This window comes from Pseudoalteromonas agarivorans (genome assembly GCF_024518735.1).
In the GTDB taxonomy this organism is placed as follows: Bacteria; Pseudomonadota; Gammaproteobacteria; order Enterobacterales; family Alteromonadaceae; genus Pseudoalteromonas; species Pseudoalteromonas atlantica.
In genome coordinates this window covers 183,642-202,124 of sequence record NZ_JANIGJ010000006.1, presented here as the reverse complement: position 1 = coordinate 202,124, position 18,483 = coordinate 183,642, and the positions used below count along the sequence as shown (strand labels likewise).

19 protein-coding genes and 1 riboswitch are annotated in these 18,483 nt (G+C 41.6%); of the genes, 11 read left to right on the top strand and 8 right to left on the bottom strand.

The window, feature by feature from the left end:
- Positions 1-11: 11 nt before the first annotated feature.
- The 4 genes from NQT65_RS12535 to recQ form a co-directional block, all read right to left on the bottom strand.
- A complete protein-coding gene (locus tag NQT65_RS12535) occupies positions 12-584 on the bottom strand; it encodes a mechanosensitive ion channel domain-containing protein (RefSeq protein WP_256851302.1) in 573 nt (190 codons plus the stop codon).
- Between the two features lie 70 nt (positions 585-654).
- Positions 655-2,364 (bottom strand): ShlB/FhaC/HecB family hemolysin secretion/activation protein, encoded by a 1,710-nt coding sequence (locus tag NQT65_RS12530; protein WP_055254862.1) that lies wholly within the window; start codon positions 2,362-2,364, stop codon positions 655-657.
- A gap of 146 nt (positions 2,365-2,510) precedes the next feature.
- Positions 2,511-2,795 (bottom strand): DUF3630 family protein, encoded by a 285-nt coding sequence (locus NQT65_RS12525; RefSeq protein WP_256846031.1) that lies wholly within the window; start codon positions 2,793-2,795, stop codon positions 2,511-2,513.
- A gap of 7 nt (positions 2,796-2,802) precedes the next feature.
- Positions 2,803-4,626 (bottom strand): DNA helicase RecQ, encoded by a 1,824-nt coding sequence (recQ, locus tag NQT65_RS12520; protein ID WP_256851301.1) that lies wholly within the window; start codon positions 4,624-4,626, stop codon positions 2,803-2,805.
- 134 nt (positions 4,627-4,760) lie between these two features.
- Between recQ and NQT65_RS12515 the strand changes: the two genes are divergently transcribed.
- Together NQT65_RS12515 and rarD are read left to right on the top strand one after the other, a co-directional pair.
- Entirely contained in the window at positions 4,761-5,216 is a 456-nt protein-coding gene (locus NQT65_RS12515; RefSeq protein ID WP_004587980.1) for a thioesterase family protein, read from the top strand.
- A 130-nt stretch (positions 5,217-5,346) separates the two neighbouring features.
- Positions 5,347-6,264: an EamA family transporter RarD gene (rarD, locus tag NQT65_RS12510; protein ID WP_256851300.1), complete on the top strand. Its 918-nt coding sequence runs from the start codon at positions 5,347-5,349 to the stop codon at positions 6,262-6,264.
- A 52-nt stretch (positions 6,265-6,316) separates the two neighbouring features.
- On the opposite strand, the gene NQT65_RS12505 is transcribed toward rarD, so the two are convergent.
- Together NQT65_RS12505 and NQT65_RS12500 are read right to left on the bottom strand one after the other, a co-directional pair.
- Entirely contained in the window at positions 6,317-7,552 is a 1,236-nt protein-coding gene (locus NQT65_RS12505) for a diguanylate cyclase (protein ID WP_256851299.1), read from the bottom strand.
- Positions 7,553-7,639: 87 nt separating this feature from the next.
- The gene (locus NQT65_RS12500) at positions 7,640-8,014 is read right to left on the bottom strand and encodes a MaoP family protein (RefSeq protein ID WP_004587983.1); all 375 of its coding nucleotides are present in this window, start codon (positions 8,012-8,014) and stop codon (positions 7,640-7,642) included.
- Between the two features lie 90 nt (positions 8,015-8,104).
- On the opposite strand from NQT65_RS12500, the gene NQT65_RS12495 reads away from it, so the two are divergent.
- From NQT65_RS12495 to ung, 8 genes are all read left to right on the top strand, one after another.
- On the top strand, positions 8,105-8,974 hold the full coding sequence (locus NQT65_RS12495) for a LysR family transcriptional regulator (RefSeq protein WP_004587984.1): 870 nt from the start codon (positions 8,105-8,107) through the stop codon (positions 8,972-8,974).
- A gap of 198 nt (positions 8,975-9,172) precedes the next feature.
- Entirely contained in the window at positions 9,173-10,105 is a 933-nt protein-coding gene (locus NQT65_RS12490; RefSeq protein ID WP_054983757.1) for a porin, read from the top strand.
- A gap of 98 nt (positions 10,106-10,203) precedes the next feature.
- Positions 10,204-10,335, top strand: a riboswitch (cobalamin riboswitch).
- Positions 10,336-10,403: 68 nt separating this feature from the next.
- Positions 10,404-11,213, top strand: a complete 810-nt coding sequence (locus tag NQT65_RS12485) for an ABC transporter ATP-binding protein (protein WP_256851298.1) — start codon at positions 10,404-10,406, stop codon at positions 11,211-11,213.
- 4 nt (positions 11,214-11,217) lie between these two features.
- Positions 11,218-12,222: a FecCD family ABC transporter permease gene (locus tag NQT65_RS12480; RefSeq protein WP_055254854.1), complete on the top strand. Its 1,005-nt coding sequence runs from the start codon at positions 11,218-11,220 to the stop codon at positions 12,220-12,222.
- A 5-nt stretch (positions 12,223-12,227) separates the two neighbouring features.
- Positions 12,228-13,718: a cobyric acid synthase gene (locus NQT65_RS12475; protein ID WP_256851297.1), complete on the top strand. Its 1,491-nt coding sequence runs from the start codon at positions 12,228-12,230 to the stop codon at positions 13,716-13,718.
- Positions 13,702-14,301: a cob(I)yrinic acid a,c-diamide adenosyltransferase gene (gene cobO / locus NQT65_RS12470; protein ID WP_004587989.1), complete on the top strand. Its 600-nt coding sequence runs from the start codon at positions 13,702-13,704 to the stop codon at positions 14,299-14,301. The genes NQT65_RS12475 and cobO overlap by 17 nt, the downstream gene beginning before the upstream one ends.
- Positions 14,301-15,161 carry a cobalamin-binding protein gene (locus NQT65_RS12465; protein ID WP_256851296.1) on the top strand — a complete coding sequence of 287 codons (861 nt, stop codon included), beginning with the start codon at positions 14,301-14,303 and terminating at the stop codon, positions 15,159-15,161. The genes cobO and NQT65_RS12465 overlap by 1 nt, the downstream gene beginning before the upstream one ends.
- Entirely contained in the window at positions 15,158-15,820 is a 663-nt protein-coding gene (gene ung / locus NQT65_RS12460; protein WP_256846038.1) for a uracil-DNA glycosylase, read from the top strand. Before NQT65_RS12465 ends, ung begins: the two co-directional genes overlap by 4 nt.
- Positions 15,821-16,000: 180 nt before the next feature.
- On the opposite strand, the gene NQT65_RS12455 is transcribed toward ung, so the two are convergent.
- Positions 16,001-16,189 carry a DUF3545 family protein gene (locus NQT65_RS12455; protein WP_004587992.1) on the bottom strand — a complete coding sequence of 63 codons (189 nt, stop codon included), beginning with the start codon at positions 16,187-16,189 and terminating at the stop codon, positions 16,001-16,003.
- Between the two features lie 303 nt (positions 16,190-16,492).
- Entirely contained in the window at positions 16,493-17,443 is a 951-nt protein-coding gene (tal, locus tag NQT65_RS12450) for a transaldolase (protein ID WP_004587993.1), read from the bottom strand.
- 254 nt (positions 17,444-17,697) lie between these two features.
- On the opposite strand from tal, the gene yaaA reads away from it, so the two are divergent.
- Entirely contained in the window at positions 17,698-18,477 is a 780-nt protein-coding gene (gene yaaA / locus NQT65_RS12445) for a peroxide stress protein YaaA (RefSeq protein WP_004587994.1), read from the top strand.
- Positions 18,478-18,483: the final 6 nt, after the last annotated feature.

Sequence of the window (18,483 nt, the reverse complement as noted above, 5' to 3'; positions counted from 1 at the left end):
GACTTTTAAAACTATGTCTTTTTAGGGCCAATAATCCGTTTTATTACCGGTGCCTTTGTAGGCTTAGGTTCTTTATTTAATACCATAACCGGGCGTGTCACAAACAGGTTATTAGGGTAAACAACTCGGTGCCCATCCACATGCTCAAGTAGCACGTTCATTAAACCTAATTCGACAATGCGCCCTTCTATATGGTTTGCGCCATCAACAATACGCACCCAATTTCCCACATGAAAACCATTTTGAATAAACATGAGTAAAAAAGCGGTAAGGTTACTAAGCAGCGACCAAGCGGCAAATAAAGCGACCCCGAGCATAGCAAATAATGATGAGCCCAAAACTAATAGCCCGCGCAGCTCTATACCCCAAAATATAAGCACTAAGCACAGCATGACAAACGCGAGTATTATTTTTAATAACAGCTCAGCTCTAAATTTACGATGAACATCTACTTTTCCTTTTATGGCTTTTTCGAGCAACTTTTTAGTGACTTTTAATAAGAGAGGAAAAAGTAAAATGGCCATAAGGGTAACAATCAATTTATATTGCGTACCCATTAGCTCTAAAAGCGCAAACAATTCCAAAGTGTGATCCCGTACTGTTTTTAGGAAAATTTAAAGCGCTAGTGTAACGCTTTCGTTTATTGCTCGCTATTTAAAAGGTGTTTTTAACACTCACGAGCCACTGCACCGAATCAACATCGTCGTAGCTATCAAGCGGGGCGGCAATATCAAGGTGGATCATGGTGCCAGAGTTTGCTCTGCTAGGTGCTAAACGCAAACCCACCCCAACATTTTTTAAAACATGGTCGTTCTCGCCGTTGTCTTCATCGTTAAACCAAGCGCGGCCAACATCAACAAAGCCCGCTGCACCGACTTTAAATAGCTGCAGTAAATCGTACTCCCAGTAATAGCGTTTTTCTAGGCTGACTAAAAAGCTTCGGTCGCCATGCTGGTAATCCATAGGATAGCCACGAAGGCCCGTTTCGCCGCCAAGTGTTAGCTGCTTATCGGCGGTTAGGTTTTTAGCATACTGGGCACGGGCTTTAACAAACCAAGATTGGTTTTCGCTGGTATTTAAGTAGTACTGCACTTCGCTGGTGGCTAAAAAGTTTTCTAGTTGTTTTTGCTCTTTATTCCAATAACCATCCACTTGAGCACTAAAACGCCACAGCGTTCTGTCGGTAGTAAAGTGCGCTTTTTTAGTTTTTAACGAATACACGGCTCTGCTGTCATCATTACTTAGTGATTCATCTGAGTAGCCTAATAGGGCTTTAATATTCCACCCTAAATTTAAATCTTCGGTGCGCGAAATACTGTCAAAATTACGCACTTTTATATAACTGTCTTCAAACCAATGACCACTCACATAGGGGTAACTTAGTTGTCTGTTTTTGGCCAAGGGAGCAAAGGTTGTTTCTATTTCTGCAAAGCTGTCTTCTTGCTTTACATAGCCAAGCGTTAAGCGCTGTGTCCAGCTATCAGATAATGCTTTAGAGTGGCCTAAAAAAGCGCTAAAAAAATCGGTTGTTTGATCAAACTCACTGTATTCATCACCACGGCGATACAACGACTCTTCTCGCTGTTCAGAAAAGCTTTTAATACCATAGCTATAAGGTGTATCTATGGCGTAAAACGGATAGGTTAGCTCTAATAAGTGGCGCTTACCGTCGCTGTTGTCGGCATACTCTAAGCGCCCGCGATACCGGCTAGATAATATATTAGGATCGTCATAAACAAATAAATAACCATTACGATCGCTGTCGGTGGTGCGTGAAAACGACAAACGCTTGCCCCAACCCAGTAAATTTGATTCGCGAAAGCCAATGCTCGATTTATTTTCGCCACCGCTGCGGCTAAAGCTTATTTCAGGTAGTAAGGTCCATAAATCGCGAGTTACCACCGCTACATCTACGTTGCCGTCGCAGTTTTCAACCGCGCTTATTTGCGCATCATATAAATAGTTTTGTTGGCGTAATAAACGCTCTGACTCAGCGAGTTTTCTGGCATTGTAATTATCGCCTTGTTTAAATAACAGAATATTACTAATAACGTCTGGCTCGGTTTGAATATGCGCGCGGTTGGCAAAACGAAAAAGCGCGTTATTTTCCTCCTCCAACTCGGTATTAAAAACGTTAAGTTGTTTAAGGGTAATTGAGGTTATTTGGGCGTCGCGGCGACTATTAATCAGTGTGGTTTTATCTTCAACCTCACGGCGTAAATTATTGCTTTTGTCTGAGTGAGTTTGCACAGCGGAGCAGGCGTTAGTTTTATTGGGCGGTTGTTGTGCAAAGGCCTTAGGCGCACTAAAGCTTACAAGGGCTAAGCTTATACAACAGTGTGCAATCCATTTTCTATTCACCATTCAACCTCTTCAATACTACTGCAAATATGAGTCGTAATATCAGCTTACATCATTGTTATTACAATGTAAGTAAAAGGTATGGATTTTGAAACTAATTAATTGTTACCGTTACGCACCTTTGTTAATTAGTGCATATGCGAAGTGTTTTAGCTTAAGTAAAAAGCAAGGGCTGCTAATAAATGCTCGGCTTCTTGGCCTTCGCCATTAATCCAAATACTTTCGCTGTAGTGTTCAAAATTTAAATTAAAGGTTTGCTGTTGATAGCTAAAGCGCAATTGATGACGGTCAGCACCCCCAGCATAGTCAATAATTGTTATTTCATCGGCGTGTAAAAACAGCGTGCTCCACAGCTCAAAGTCCTCATCGTGTGGGGCTTCTACCGGGTTTATAACAATGCATTTATGGGCGTGATTGTATTCAATTTGGGTCATAGTTTACTTAATTGCTAGCAAGGTAATTACGAATGGCCGTTAAAAATTCGCCGCCATATTTATTGAGTTTGGTAAAGCCAACGCCCGACACCTTTAAAAATTCGCTGTCGTTGGTGGGCATTAATTGCGCCATTTCGGCTAAGGTTTTATCGTTAAATACAACGTACGGCGGTACATCGTCGGCATCAGCGAGTTCTTTACGCAGAGCCCGTAAGCGGGCAAATAGTTTTTTGTCGTAGTTAAACTGCGCCAGTTTATCTTGGTATACGTGCTTAGCTTGTAAGCGCGGCTCGGCAAGCTGTAGAGCGTATTCACTTTTAAGTACAGCGCGTGCTGCTTCGGTTAAGCGCAGTGAGGCACCTTGGGTAATATCTTGGCTTAACAAGCCTTGGTGTATAAGTTGGCGTAATATACTGAGCCAAAATTCACTGCTTTTGTCTTTGCCTATGCCATAGGTGCTGAGTTCGTGGTGGTTGTTGTCGCGTATGCGGCTGGTATTAGCCCCGCGTAATAATTCTACAATATAGCCTAAGCCAAAACGCTGCCCAGCTCGGTACACACACGAAAGTGCTTGTTGCGCTACTAATGTGCCATCAAAGCTTTTTGGCGGGTTAATGCAAATATCGCAGTTGCCACATTGCTCGCGTTTATACTCGCTAAAGTAGTTTAATAGTATTTGCCGGCGGCATGTTTGCGCCTCGGCAAAACTGGCCATGGCATTAAAGCGTTGTTCTTCTACACGGCGGCGTTGTTCATCGTCTATGTCTTCAAAAAAGCGCCTAACGCGGCCTATATCGGCGGGATCAAAATACATAATGGCTTCTGCGGCTAAACCATCACGCCCAGCGCGGCCAGTCTCTTGATAGTAGGCTTCAATACTTTTTGGAATATCGTAATGCAGAACAAAACGCATATTTGGTTTATTTATGCCCATACCAAAGGCAACGGTCGCAACGACTATTTGAATGTCGTCGCGGGCAAATCCGGTTTGCACAAATTGGCGTTGCTCGTTGCTCATGCCTGCATGGTACGCGGCGGCATTTAAACCTGCATCAGCGAGTTTTTCGGCAATGTCATCAACGCGCTTACGGCTAGTGCAGTAAATAATGCCACTTTGATTTTTTTGCTCTTTTAAATAGCGCAGTAGTTGCGCCATTGGCTTGAACTTTTCTTCGATGGTGTAACGAATATTCGGTCTGTCGAAGCTGCCGGTATGTATATAGGGGTGTTGTAATTTTAACTGCTCAACTATATCAAAGCGGGTCGCTTTATCGGCCGTGGCGGTCAGTGCCATCATAGGTACATGGGAAAAGCGCTGCTTAAGCTCATTTAATCTAAAGTAATGAGGTCTAAAGTCATGCCCCCAATGTGATACACAATGTGCTTCGTCAATTGCAAATAAGCTGATATTTAAATGGCTGAGTCGCTCAGTAAATTCATGCTGAAGCACTTTTTCAGGGGCAACATACAGTAATTTTATTAGCCCTTGGTGCAATTGTTGGTACACTAATTGTTGCTCTTCGCGAGCCAGGCTATTATTAATGTAAGCGGCTTTAACACCTAATGCTTGCAGTTGCGTTACTTGGTCTTGCATGAGCGAGATAAGCGGTGAAATTACCACAGTAACCCCTTCGAGCACTAACGCTGGTACTTGGTAACACACTGATTTACCGCCGCCTGTAGGCAGTAGTACCAAAGAGTCTTGGCCATTAATGGCCGCGTCGATCACCGCTTTTTGGCCATCACGAAACTCGCTGTAGCCAAACACTTGTTTAAGAACCGTGTCGGGCTTGCGGACCAATGTGCTAGGTGTAGGGGTTAGAGTATTCATCGGCGGCTATTTTAGTGGTTTTTTTATAGGATGTCTTTAGCTTAGAGGTAAATGATTTAATTAGTGCCTCGTGGTTTTGCTTCAGGTATGCTTAACTCATCGTACCAGCGTTAATTTAAACATAGAGAATAATAATGAATAAAGAAATGTTAATTGAACAAGTTGGCGCACTGTTTGTAAATGGCATGCCATTTAATCAGTTTTTAAATATCTCGGTAGAGTCGCTCAGCCCTGAGCAAGCTAAAATTACCTTTCCCTGGCAGGATGTATTTATAGGCAATCCTGCGCAAAAAATTCTTCACGGCGGTATTATATCGGCGGTGCTCGATAATGTGGGCGGCATGCTTGCAGCAGCCAGTGTTATTGATAAATTAACCGAGCTCGATATCCCTAGCGTACAGCAAAAGCTGGCTACCTTAGGCACCATTGACTTGCGCACAGATTATTTGCGCCCTGGCAAAGGGGAGACATTTACAGCCAGTGCTACTTTGATCCGCTCTGGTAATAAAGTGTGTGTATGTAGAATGGAGCTACACAATGAAAAGGCAATCCAAATCGCCTTTGGTACAGGTACGTATTTAGTAGGTTAAAGCTGCTAATTACGTACGGCTAAAATAAAAATCTTAGCCTTTCGCTGAGCTTTAGTTACCGCAAAATAAATCACTTAATAGCACAAATTGGTATAAACTGTCGGCCTTTTAGTATGAATAAGTAGTATGTATGTCGATTGCAAACGAGCAGCGTAAAGGCGGTATTTTTGCCTGTTTAGCTTTTTTAATGTGGGGCTTAGCGCCTATTTATTTCAAACAAATACAGCATGTTTCTGCTTTTGAAATTTTAACTCACCGTGTTGTCTGGTCTGTGGTTTTTTTAGTGCTTGTGGTCAGTGTGCTTAAATACTGGGATAAGGTTAAGCGCATAGTTGCCCAGCCAAAAATTATTTTAATGTTAGTACTTACTTCTTCTATATTGGTCTTTAATTGGGGGTTGTTTATTTGGGCGGTTAATAATAACCAAATGCTCGATGCCAGTTTAGGGTATTACATAAACCCATTACTTAATGTGCTGTTGGGCATGCTATTTTTAGGCGAGCGGCTGCGAAAGTTACAAGGGTTTGCAGTGTTTTTAGCCTTTGCGGGCGTAGTATTGCAATTGGTAAGTTTTGGCTCGTTTCCGGTGGTGGCGTTTTCGCTTGCCACGTCTTTTGCTATTTATGGCTTACTGCGTAAAAAGTTACCAGTTGAAGCGCTGCCAGGCATTTTACTCGAAGCCCTAATTTTACTTCCGGTTGCATTAATTTACTGGTGGGTAATGGCACCAACACCTACTTCCGACTTAGCCCTAAACGATTGGCATACCAATGCGCTGTTAATTAGTGCCGGTATTATTACTACGTTGCCGCTGCTTTGCTTTACCGGAGCGGCCAAGCGTTTGCAGTACACAACATTGGGCTTTTTTCAGTACATAGGGCCAAGTTTAATGTTTATGCTTGCTGTGGTGTTTTACGATGAAGTATTTGATGCAGAGCGGGTGATTACGTTTGCCTGTATTTGGAGTGCGCTGGCTATATTTACCTGGGACTCTTATCATCAATCGCGTAAGCGTAAAAAAGCGGCTGTTACCGCCGCCGAAGTTTAATACCTATGCGCAATAATAGTTTAAGCAAGTTGCTATAAAGCAGCGTTAAGGTTTAGCTTATTACTTTATTACGGCCGGTTTCTTTTGCATCATACAGCTTTAAATCGGCCTGTTTAAGTAATTCATCTATTTGGTAAATAGGGCCGCTTGCAAAACCAATAGAAATTGTAAATTTAATTTTTTCTTGGCTAAACTCTTGGCTATTAAGCTCTATAAATTGCCTAAACCCTTCAAGGCGTTTTAGCGCTTGCGCTGTGGTTGCATCAGTAAAGTAAACGGCAAATTCTTCACCGCCTAAGCGAGCGACTAGCTGCTTTTCGAAGTACTTTTTAAAACACACCGCCAACCCTTTAAGAACCTCATCGCCTAAATCGTGACCGTATGTATCGTTAATCGATTTAAAATGGTCTATATCAAGCATGGCGAGTGCGCCATCTTGATTCGATTTTTTTAAATACTTGAGTGATTTGCTCGACTCTTCAAAAAAGTAGCGACGATTAGGCAGGTTAGTTAAGTAGTCAGTATTTGCTTGGCGTTTAATTGTTGCTATTTGCTCAAGCATGTCGACGTTTTGACTTAGTCGGCAGTAAAACTCTTCGCTGTTAAAGGGTTTATGGAGGTAGTCGTTGGCACCATTTTTTAAAAATAGGCTCGATAATGCTGACGAGTCAGCACCCGAAATACCGATAATGGCTTTTTCATCATTACTGTAAAGCCGGCGAATTTCGGCGCATAGCTCATCACCATTCATGTTTGGCATTTCGTTATCGGTAATAATAACAGACACATCTTTTTGGCTTTCAAGTACTTCTAGCGCGTCTTTGCCGTCCTTTGCTTCGAGTATTTGATACTTATGGCGCTTTAGTAAACTGCAAATGTATCTACGGGTAGAGGTTGAGTCGTCGACGATCAGTACTTTTACGTTCTCGTTACGTGGTAAACGGCTTAGTTGTTTTTCTAGGTATTGGTAAGCTTGTTTGTTTTCTTTGATTATGTAATCAATTATTGGGTATTTTTCTACCGTGTCGCGAGTTTGTTTATCTATATTGCCTGTCATTACTATGGTGGGAATGTCGGCATTAATAGTATACGGAACCGCCTCACCCGCAGGAGCATCGGGAAGAATAAAATCAACAACAGCGCAAAAGTAGCTATTGTGTTTTATTAGCTCTTTTGTTGCCGCTAAAGACTCGGCTATATCTACTTCGTAACCTGCTTTAAGCGCGATATGCTTTTGCACACGCGCTATAGTAGGCGTATCTTCAACTATGAGTATTTTTCGCGTCACGTAACAACCTTGTTTGATATTTTGCAAAAGTATTTGCTTATACAAGTTGTAACTGTTAAAACGCAAAAAAGCAAATATCTTAGGGGCTTATACGCTATCTGATTCGCTATAATCGTCTTGGCTTATTGGTACCGGCCCTGACATTTTTGAACGGCCAAAAAGTGTATGAAACTTGGTTTTACAGGTTGTTAGTTTTAAATATTTAACCCAGGCTTTTTCGATTGGGTTTGTAGGTTCTTTACTGCCACAAACTACGTCAACAAATTGCTCTTGTAGCGTATTTTGGGGTGCTAAAGTTTTATTATAAAGCCCTTTTAGTACAACGCCGTGTTGCTCTAATATGCTGGCTTCTAATAAGGTGAAGTTTCCGCTGCGGCTAAACCCGCGAGGAAAGTTTTGATCATCATAAAATTGACGTTGGCTAACAAACGCTTGGCGAAGTAGTGAAATATCGTTGCTCATAACTGTATCCTCATACCCTGTTTATTGCTGGAGTATGATGCAAGTTTGACAATTTATTAAACAAGTTATTTTTATCGTGAGGATAAAAAATTGGATATAGATTTATTAAAAACATTTGTAGAGGTTGTGCGCACGCGTCACTTTGGTAAAGCGGCTGAAAACCTGTATATCACTCAATCGGCAGTAAGCTTTCGAATTCGCCAGTTAGAGCAGGGGTTGGGTGTAAACTTGTTTATTCGCCAGCGTAACAATATTCAATTAACGGCGCCAGGAGAGCGATTGCTTCCGCACGCTAAAATGATCATCACTGGCATGCAGCGTGCCAAAGTGGATGTGGCACTTGCCGATAACATGCACAAGCAAATAAGTTTAGCGGGTACGCCTAATATATGGGATGCGTTTTTACAATTTGGCATTACTAATATTGTGTCGGCTATGCCAGGGGTATCGTTGGTCGCAGAGGTTAAAGCCCAACAAGAAAGCACGCGGTTATTATTAGAGCGTACGCTTGATTTAGCCATTTTATTTGACCCTCCTAAAGTAGACGAGCTTGTGGTAGAGCGAATTTGCGAGCTGCCAATTATTCCGGTTAGTGGCTATGACACGGCCACTAACGAGAACTTTTTTGATAACCAATATGTATATGTTGATTGGGGTACTACGTTTTCGCTATGGCATGCGCGCCAATTTACCGGTAAAACGCCGCCTTATTTTAGAACCAGTACGGGGCGTATTGCCCTTGATTTAATTCTTCAGTGTGGCGGCAGTGCGTTTATCCCCGAGGTACTTGTTGAGTCTCACCTAGAAAAGGGTGAGCTGTTTCATGTAAAAGATGTAGAACATACTTCGCGTGATATTTTTGTGGCCTACCACAGAGACAACGAACAAAAAGAGTTAATAGAAACCCTGATTAACTTATTACCTAAAATAAATGCTTATCAGCCTGTTGATGAACACTAAATACCGACTATGATTTTTAATGAGGTTGAATAGGTACAATTTTGTTTATTAAATATTCATGTCGTTTTGTTTTCAGAATTTAGACACTTTTATTAAAATAAAAAGACAAAAATGTTTCCTTTGTAATATATCTGTCATTTAACGGTGACAAACTGCAGCTGTTTTAAAAATTAGTCTTGTGATTATCGAGGAAATAACATGAATTTTGTAAAATCGAGCTTATGTGTTGCTCTAGTAAGTGGTTTATCTTTTAGCGCGTTTGCAGACGTTGATGTATACGGTAAAGCGAATGTTACTGTGCAATCGTCTGATGATGGCGAAGGGTCTTTCACTGAAATTAAAAGTAATGCATCTCGCTTTGGACTAAAAGGGTCTGAAAAGATTACTGATGGATTAGAAGCGGTTTATAAGTTTGAGTTTCAAGTTGATGTATCTGATGCTGACTCTAAAGGTGATAACGACGACAATATTTCTGCACGTAACCAGTACGTAGGTTTAAAAGGTGCATATGGTCAAGTTGTTGTGGGTCGTAACGATACAGCGCTTAAACAATCGCAAGGTAAATTAGATTTATTTAATGACCTTGAAGGCGATATTAAAAATGTCTTTAAAGGTGAAAACCGCTTAGGTGATTCAATCACTTATACATCTAAAAGCTACGAAGGCTTTAAAGTACTTGCTACATTTATTGCCGAAGATGACGTAGATGCAGATAACGGTTATTCAATGGCGGTTACCTACGGTGACTCTGCACTTAAAAAGAGTGCGGTATACGCCTCGGTTGCAGCCGATAGTGAAGTAAATGGCTACGATGTAGTGCGTGCATCAATTCAAGGTAAAGTAGAGAGCTTTAAATTAGGCGCTATGTACCAAACTCAAGAAAAAGTAGACGGTAGCGCAGAAGCTGACGGCTATTTATTAAACGCAGCCTACAGCATGGGTAAAAACACGTTCAAAGTGCAATACCAAGCAATGGACTTTGATGACAGCGACGACAAAACGGCAGTTTCTGTAGGTGTTGATCATAAGTTTAATAAAAACATTAAAGTATTTGGTTTTTACTCAAGCTTTGATATGGACAACAATGTTGACCAAGACTACGTTGGTCTAGGTATGGAATACAAGTTTTAAGCGTTGCTTAAACACTCCCTTTATTGGCCGCGCTCTAATGAGCGCGGTTTTTTTTGCTTTAAATTATTTACTTACCCGCCCATAATAGACCCTCATTTGGAATGAGGTGAAATTCCTCAACTATTCCCGTAACTGTAATTAGCACCACGCTTTAAGTCAGATACAAATGAGACATATCAATCAGCATGAGAAGTTCTAGATTGGTATACTTTTTTAACGAGCGGGTAAACTCATTTTTATTGATGCACTAGTCTTTTAGCTGTGTGTTAGTGAGTGCACGCTTTCCAAGGACTCACTTTTGCAAACTACATTAGCGCCAAATACACCCTTATTAAACGTTCAAAATGTGTCGTGGGAAGTCGATGATCACGCCATTTTAAACAATATTAATTTACACATAGCTAAGGGTAAGTTTATTGGGTTAATTGGCCCAAATGGGGCGGGTAAGTCGAGCTTACTGCGCTGTTTGTATCGCTTTAATAAACCGACCGCTGGTAACGTTACCTTTAATCAGCAGGATATTTGGCAGCTTAAAAGTGAAGACTACGCAAAATATGTTGCTGTAGTTCTACAAGAAACGCCTGCGCAATTTAACCTAACATTATTTGATGTGGTTGCCCTTGGGCTTACACCTCATAAATCATTATTTAGCGCCACCACCCACAGCGACAAACAAAAAATTACACAGGCAATAAAAACCGTAGGGCTTGATCAACAGTGTAAGCAAAATTTTGAATCGCTTTCGGGGGGCGAAAAGCAACGTGCATTGATTGCCCGCGCTATAGTGCAGCAACCGCAATTACTCATCATGGATGAGCCAACTAGCCATTTAGATGTTAAATACCAAATACAAGTGATGGAACTAGCAAAATCGCTAGGGGTTACTGTGTTTGCCTCATTTCATGATTTAAATTTAGCAGCCGCTATGTGCGATGAGCTGGTGGTTATTAATAAAGGTAAAATAACACATGCAGGCTCGCCTGCGCAGGTACTTAGTGAGGACATGCTAGCGGATGTTTTTGGGGTATGTGCGCGCGTAACTAGCCACCCTCAGCGCACAGAAAATGGCCAAACTATTCCTCATATTACTTACTTTTATGGCTATTAATTAAATGGATATAACAAAAATAAACCAGTGGACAATATTTATAGCAGCCGTGTTAATTGCACTGGGTAGCCTTTTTAGCGCACTGAGTTTTGGCGCCGCAGATACGCCGTTAAGTGATGTGCTCACAGGGATTTTATCAGCAGGGGAGGGCTCGTTTAACGCGCGTATTATTTATGAGCTTAGGTTACCTCGTACCTTACTTGCCTTTATGGCGGGGGCAGGTTTGGCTATTGCAGGGCTTATTTTACAAACGGTTACCCGTAACCCGCTCGCTGATCCGTATTTATTTGGCATATCGTCAGGCGCATCGTTTGGGGTAGTACTGCTTATGGCTGTTGCGGGTATTAGTGCAGGGTTTATGCTATCGGCTGCTGCCTTATTAGGGAGCTTTTTAGCAATGGGCTTATTGATACTTATTGCTGGGCGGCAAAAAAGGTCGCAAGTAGAGTCTATGTTACTAGCGGGAGTGGCACTGTCGTTTTTATTTAGCGCATTTACAAGTTTATTGCTGTATTGGAGTGACCCGCAAGCAGTGGCTGGTATTTTATTTTGGACGTTAGGCAGCTTTGCCCGCGCACAATGGGCCACGTTATGGTTGCCATGCGTGGTTATAGTGGTGTGTATTAGCTTTATGCTGAGCTTTAAAAGGCAGTTAAATGCGCTGCTTCTTGGCGATGAAAGCGCGATAACGCTTGGGGTCCGTGTGCACCGTTTTAGAATTTTAATGCTGGTATTGAGCTCGTTAATAACGGCCGTGCTGGTGGCCCTATGTGGCGGTATTGGTTTTGTAGGTTTAATGGTGCCGCACATAGTGCGCTTTTTTATATCTCAGGGCAGTACTGCTGGCTTACTAATTACCAGCTTAGTGGGCGGCACGTTTATGGTGTGGGTTGACGTGCTTTCGCGCTCATTACTTAAAAACCAAGAGCTCCCTGTAGGGGTAATTACAGCAGCCATGGGTAGCGTATTTTTCTTAAGCTTACTCTTTTTTAGAAAAACAAAGGCATAGTGCTGATGAAAACCTTAATGATTCAAGGCACTACGTCAGATGCCGGAAAAAGCACCTTAGTCGCTGCGCTTTGTAGAGTGTTTGCAAAGCGAGGTGTAAAGGTCGCGCCTTTTAAACCGCAAAATATGGCGCTTAATAGCGCGGTTACAAAAGAGGGGGGCGAAATAGGCCGTGCGCAAGCTTTGCAAGCCATAGCCGCTAAAGTAGAGCCTCAAAACGACTTTAACCCCATATTGCTCAAACCAAATAGTGATACGGGGGCGCAAGTCATTGTACATGGAAAAGCCATTAGTAATATGGAGGCAGGGGCGTATCATAACTATAAACAGGTTGCGATGGATGCAGTGCTTGCCTCGCATAAACGCCTAGCAAAGCAGTTTGATTTATTATTGGTTGAGGGAGCAGGCAGCCCCGCAGAAATAAACCTACGCGAGAACGACATTGCCAATATGGGTTACGCAGAAGCGGTAGATTGCCCTGTCATTATTATTGCCGATATAGACAAAGGCGGTGTGTTTGCGCATTTAGTGGGCACACTTGCGTTATTAAGCGAATCCGAGCAAGCGCGCGTAAAAGGCTTTGTTATAAACCGCTTTAGAGGCGATATAAGCTTGCTACAAAGTGGGCTAGATTGGCTTGAGCGCTACACAAAAAAACCAGTGCTTGGAGTGCTGCCTTATTTGCATGATTTAGCACTTGATGCCGAAGATGCTGTAGCAATAGATAACACGGTGACGACTGCCACCATTAATATAGCCGTGCTTTTATTGCCGCATATTAGTAACCATACCGATTTTGATGCATTGCGACTGCACCCAAATATTAATATAAATTATGTACGCCACACACACGCGATCCCACCGGTTGATCTGATTATTATTCCTGGCAGTAAAAACGTGCTGGGTGATTTAAGTTTTGTAAAAAATGAAGGCTGGGATACGCAAATAAAGCGCCACATACGTTATGGTGGCAAAGTACTTGGTATCTGCGGTGGTATGCAAATGTTGGGGTATACCATAAATGATCCCAACGGAGTCGAGTCGTCCTTAAAGCAAGTAACGGGGCTTGCCCTATGCGATTTTGAAACCACTCTAAGCACCCAAAAAGTACTCACTAAAGTAACGGCGGCTATGCAGTTAAATGATTTGCAAACACCGTGTAGCGGCTACGAAATTCATGCCGGCATTAGTGAAGGCGCAGCACTTAATAAGCCATTTTTAACGTTTAACGCGCACCCTCATGGGTTTGAAAACGATGGCTTTATTAGTGACGACAATGCCATTGCTGGTACTTATTTACACGGCTTGTTTGATGAACCCGCTACCACACTGCAAATTTTAAAGTGGGTAAAAAGCGATGCAGCCATACAACCTGTGAGTATTGTAGCGCATCGCGAGCAACAACTAGAGCGCTTGGCCACTATGTGCGAGGCGCATTTGAACATACAACACATTATATCGATTTATGAAGGAGATAATAATGACGGATACAAATAACGATAAGCACCAGCAGCGCCAACAAAAAGTAAAAGAGCAGGTAGATGCACGCGTGGCTGCTGCGCAAGATGTTAAAGGGATATTTCAGGTAATTACGGGTAATGGTAAAGGTAAATCTACCTCAGGCTTTGGTGTGGTTGCTCGCTGCGTAGGGCATGGTAAAAAAGCCGCTGTTTGTCAGTTCATTAAAGGCACATGGGAGTGTGGAGAGCGTAACTTATTACAAGGCGCAGGGGTTGAATTTGCCGTTATGAATACCGGTTTTACATGGGATACGCAAAACAAAGAAGCCGACACCGCAGCCGCGCAAGCAACGTGGCAGGAGTCAAAGCGTATGCTTGCAGATAGCAGTATTGATTTAGTATTACTAGATGAGCTTACCTACATGGTGACTTACGGTTATATTGATTTAGATGAGGTAGTAAACGCGCTAAATAATCGCCCTCCCATGCAATCGGTTATTATTACAGGTCGCGCAGCGCACCGCACGTTAACAGACCTTGCCGATACAGTGAGCGAAGTGCGCAATGTTAAACACGCCTTCGACTCGGGTATAAAAGCACTAGAAGGGTTTGATTACTAATGTATAAAGCGTTTTTTACTGCACTGCTGTTATTGAGTTCAGGGGGCAGTGCCGTGGCCCGTGATACAGCTGCGCCAGATAAACTGCGCGTTGTAGCACTTGCACCGCATATAGTAGAAAACCTATTTGCTATAGGTGCGGGGAGCAATATTGTTGGCACTGTTGATTACGCCGATTACCCAAGTGAAGCTAAAAATATTGAGCGCATTGGTGGTTACTATGGTATTTCTCTTGAAAAATTATTAGCGCTAAAACCCGATTTAGTGATTGGTTGGAAAAGCGGTAACCAAAGTGAAGATTTAGAACAAATTAAACGCCTTGGTATAAAAGTACATTTAAGTGATCCCAAAAAAATAGAAGAAGTTGCAAACGAGCTGATTGCTTTTGGAAAATTTACAGGGCGTATTGAGCAAAGCAAGCAAGTAGCAAACGCATTTATTACTAAGCTCAAAAAAATTAAAAAGCAGCAACAAAGCAAAAAAATATTAACTGGTTTTTATCAATTATGGCCAGAGCCAATGATGACGGTAAGTGAAAATACATGGATAAACCAGCTTATAGAAACATGTCATGTAAGCAATGTATTTGCACACAGCCCAACCGACTACCCACAAATAAGTATTGAAAACGTGGTGATTAAAAAACCACAGATTATTATTATTCCTGATGAACAAGCCGATAAGCCACAACCTAAAATTAATTGGCAAAAATGGCCAGAAGTCCCCGCTGTAAAACATAACCAATTTATACGTGTAAATGCCGATTTATTACATCGTTTTACACCGCGCATGCTAGATGGACTGGCAAATATGTGTGATAAAATAGATGCATCACGCAAACAAATTAAGAGTATACAATGAGCGATTGGCCAGCCTTTTTAGAATATGAATTACAGCAACCTTATATGCAGCAAACATTAGATTATGTAGCAAAACGCCGTGTCGAAGGTGTTGCTGTGTACCCACCCAAAGAGCAAGTATTTAGCGCCTTTGAAGCGACAGCCCTTAACAATATTCGCGTGGTTATTTTAGGTCAAGACCCATATCACGGAGAAGGCCAAGCCCATGGCTTATGTTTTTCTGTGTTGCCAGAGGTTAAAAAGTTACCGCCGTCGCTAAAAAATATGTACAACGAATTGGCAACGGATATTCCCGGTTTTGAAATACCACAACATGGCTACTTACAAAGCTGGGCAGAGCAGGGCGTGTTTTTACTCAATACGGTACTCACGGTTGAGCAAGGCCAAGCGCATTCGCATAAGCATTTAGGGTGGGAGCAATTTACCGATAACGTGATAGCCCATATAAATGCACACTGCAAAGGGGTGGTGTTTATTTTATGGGGCGCTCATGCGCAAAAAAAAGGTAAAAATATTAACAGCGCTCGCCATCATATTTTAAAAGGGCCGCACCCATCGCCGCTTTCTGCGCATCGTGGTTTTTTCGGCTGTAAGCACTTTTCACAAACAAATGAATTGTTACAAGCCCAAGGCGATATCCCCATTAACTGGCAGGTTTAATTGATATATTAAAAAAGGCTTTCGTATTATGAAAGCCTTTTGCTTAGTTATTGAGTATTAATGCCCATGCGCAATAATTATCAATTATTTTGAAGGGGTAAAACCTGGCGTTAGCTTTACTATCGATACGGTTTTCCTGCCGCAAAATAAATTGCCTAATTGAGCGCAATGAGTTTGAAATTAAAAATCTAGCTCATCAATTTCAATGCTGTCTGTAAAAAAGTCTAACTCCTGTAGTTCTTTACGTAACCGTTGTTTGTCTTTTATGGCCTCAATCTCGCGCCACTTTCTTTTTTTATTCTTTTGAGAGGTTTTTCTTGTTGTATCAGGACCTTCTAATATCTCTAATATATCGTTTAGGCTATCCATGACTATCTCCTATTGATTTTAGTGAACCTCGAGAATACCTATACCACAGGCCTAGCTAAAATAGAATAAAAAAGTGACGAATTTGTTACAAGTATGTGATGCGTTGATGAAGTTTAATACTAACTAGCTTTATTGAGCGCGTTATTTTTAGATAGAAAAAATAAATAAAAAATATTAAAAGTTAGTTATTTATCTGTGTAGGCAATGGTACATGCTGTGGCAGGTTAGTATAAAGCAGTGCGGATTATATTAAGGGCATAAAAAACGCCGCAGGTGCGGCGTTTAATACATAATTAGCGCGTATTACATTGCTTTAAAACGTGCTTCTAGCTGCTCTTGTGCATCTGCGAATGAGCGGATACCTTCAGCTAGTTTTTCAGTTGCCATTGCATCTTGGTTATGTAACCAACGGAACTGCGACTCAGTAAGTGGAGCAGGCTTTGGCTCTTTAGGAATATCACTTTGTAGTAAGTATTCTTCAGCGCCTTCTAAATTGCCTAAGTCTTCTAGTAGGTTAGGGCTAATTGTTAGCTTGTCACAACCTGTAAGGGCAATAATTTCGCCGGTGTTACGGAAGCTTGCGCCCATAACAACGGTTTTGTAATCATGGCGTTTATAAAACTCAAAAATGCTACGTACAGATTGAACACCTGGATCTTGTAGCGGATCGGTTGGTTTTTCCATACCATTTGCTACGTGCCAATCTAAAATACGGCCAACAAATGGCGAGATTAAAAATACGTTTGCATCAGCACATGCACGCGCTTGAGCATCGCTAAATAATAAAGTTAGGTTACATTTAGTCCCTTCTTTTTCTAGCTGTTCGGCCGCTTTAATGCCTTCCCATGTAGACGCAACTTTGATTAAAATTTTGTCTTTGCTTACACCTTCTTTTTCATAAAGGCTAAGCAGGGTATGTGCTTTATCAATAGTTGCTTGGGTGTCGAATGATAAACGAGCATCTACTTCAGTAGAAATATAACCAGGTACAATTTCGCTAATTTCTTTACCAAGTAATACGGCAAAGTAGTCACATGCAAGTTCAAGCTGTTTAGCTGCATCTTGCTCTGTTTCTTTTGCATAGCTCCAAGCTTTATCTAAATAAGGCTTGTAAGCTTCAATCTCGCTCGCTTTTAATAAAAGCGACGGGTTTGTGGTTGCATCTTCTGGTTGATGCTTTTTGATCGCTTCAATATCGCCAGTGTCGGCTACGATAGATGAATGTTGTTTTAGCCTTTGTAGAGCGCTAGTCATTTGCCTTCCTCATTCCAAGCAAGTTAAAAGAAAATCTAAACTACCTTAATATAAGTATTCAATACTGCAACAGTGTGACAATGCTTGATAGGTCTTATGTCCTTATCAATAGAAAAACGACGATGCATGATTTATTAAGGTAGGATTTAGGCCATTGCGATTAATTTTCAATGGTATTTTATAAACAAAACGTGCTTTTCGTCTCATTTAATGTTGAAATTGACATTAAATAAATTACAAGTCAATAGCTAACTATGATCACTGTTATTTCACCAGCAAAAAATCTTGATTACGAAACGCCACCCGCAACAGATAAGTTCACTCAACCTGAATTACTAGAGCACAGCGAAGAGCTCATGAAAGTATGCCGTGAACTAACTCCAGCGCAAATTGGCAGCCTAATGAAAATTAGCGATAAGCTTGCAGGGCTTAACGCTGCGCGCTTTAGCGAATGGTCGCAACCATTTACGCAAAGTAATGCTAAACAAGCGGTACTAGCCTTTAACGGCGATGTGTACGGTGGCTTAGATGCCGCAACACTCACTGCAGCTAACCTCGATTATGCACAAAGCCATTTACGTATACTTTCGGGTTTATACGGCTTGCTAAAACCGCTTGATTTAATGCAAGCCTACCGCCTAGAAATGGGTACTAAGCTTGATAACCCTCGCGGGAAAAATTTGTATGAATTTTGGGGCAGCATTATTGCTAATAAATTAAATGAGGAATTAAAAGCGCAAGACGCACAATACCTCGTTAATCTTGCTTCAAACGAGTACTTTAAAGCAGTAGATAAAAAAGCACTCAATGCGCAAATTATTACCCCGCATTTTAAAGACTGCAAAAATGGTCAATATAAGGTAATTAGCTTTTACGCTAAAAAAGCGCGCGGCATGATGGCCCGTTACATTATAGAAAACCAGGTAACACAGCTGAGCCAATTAAAAGAGTTTACTGTGGCGGGTTATTACTTTAGCCCTGAAGCAACCACTAAAGATCTTGAGCCTGTATTTATGCGCGACGAGCAAAACTAAGCGTTT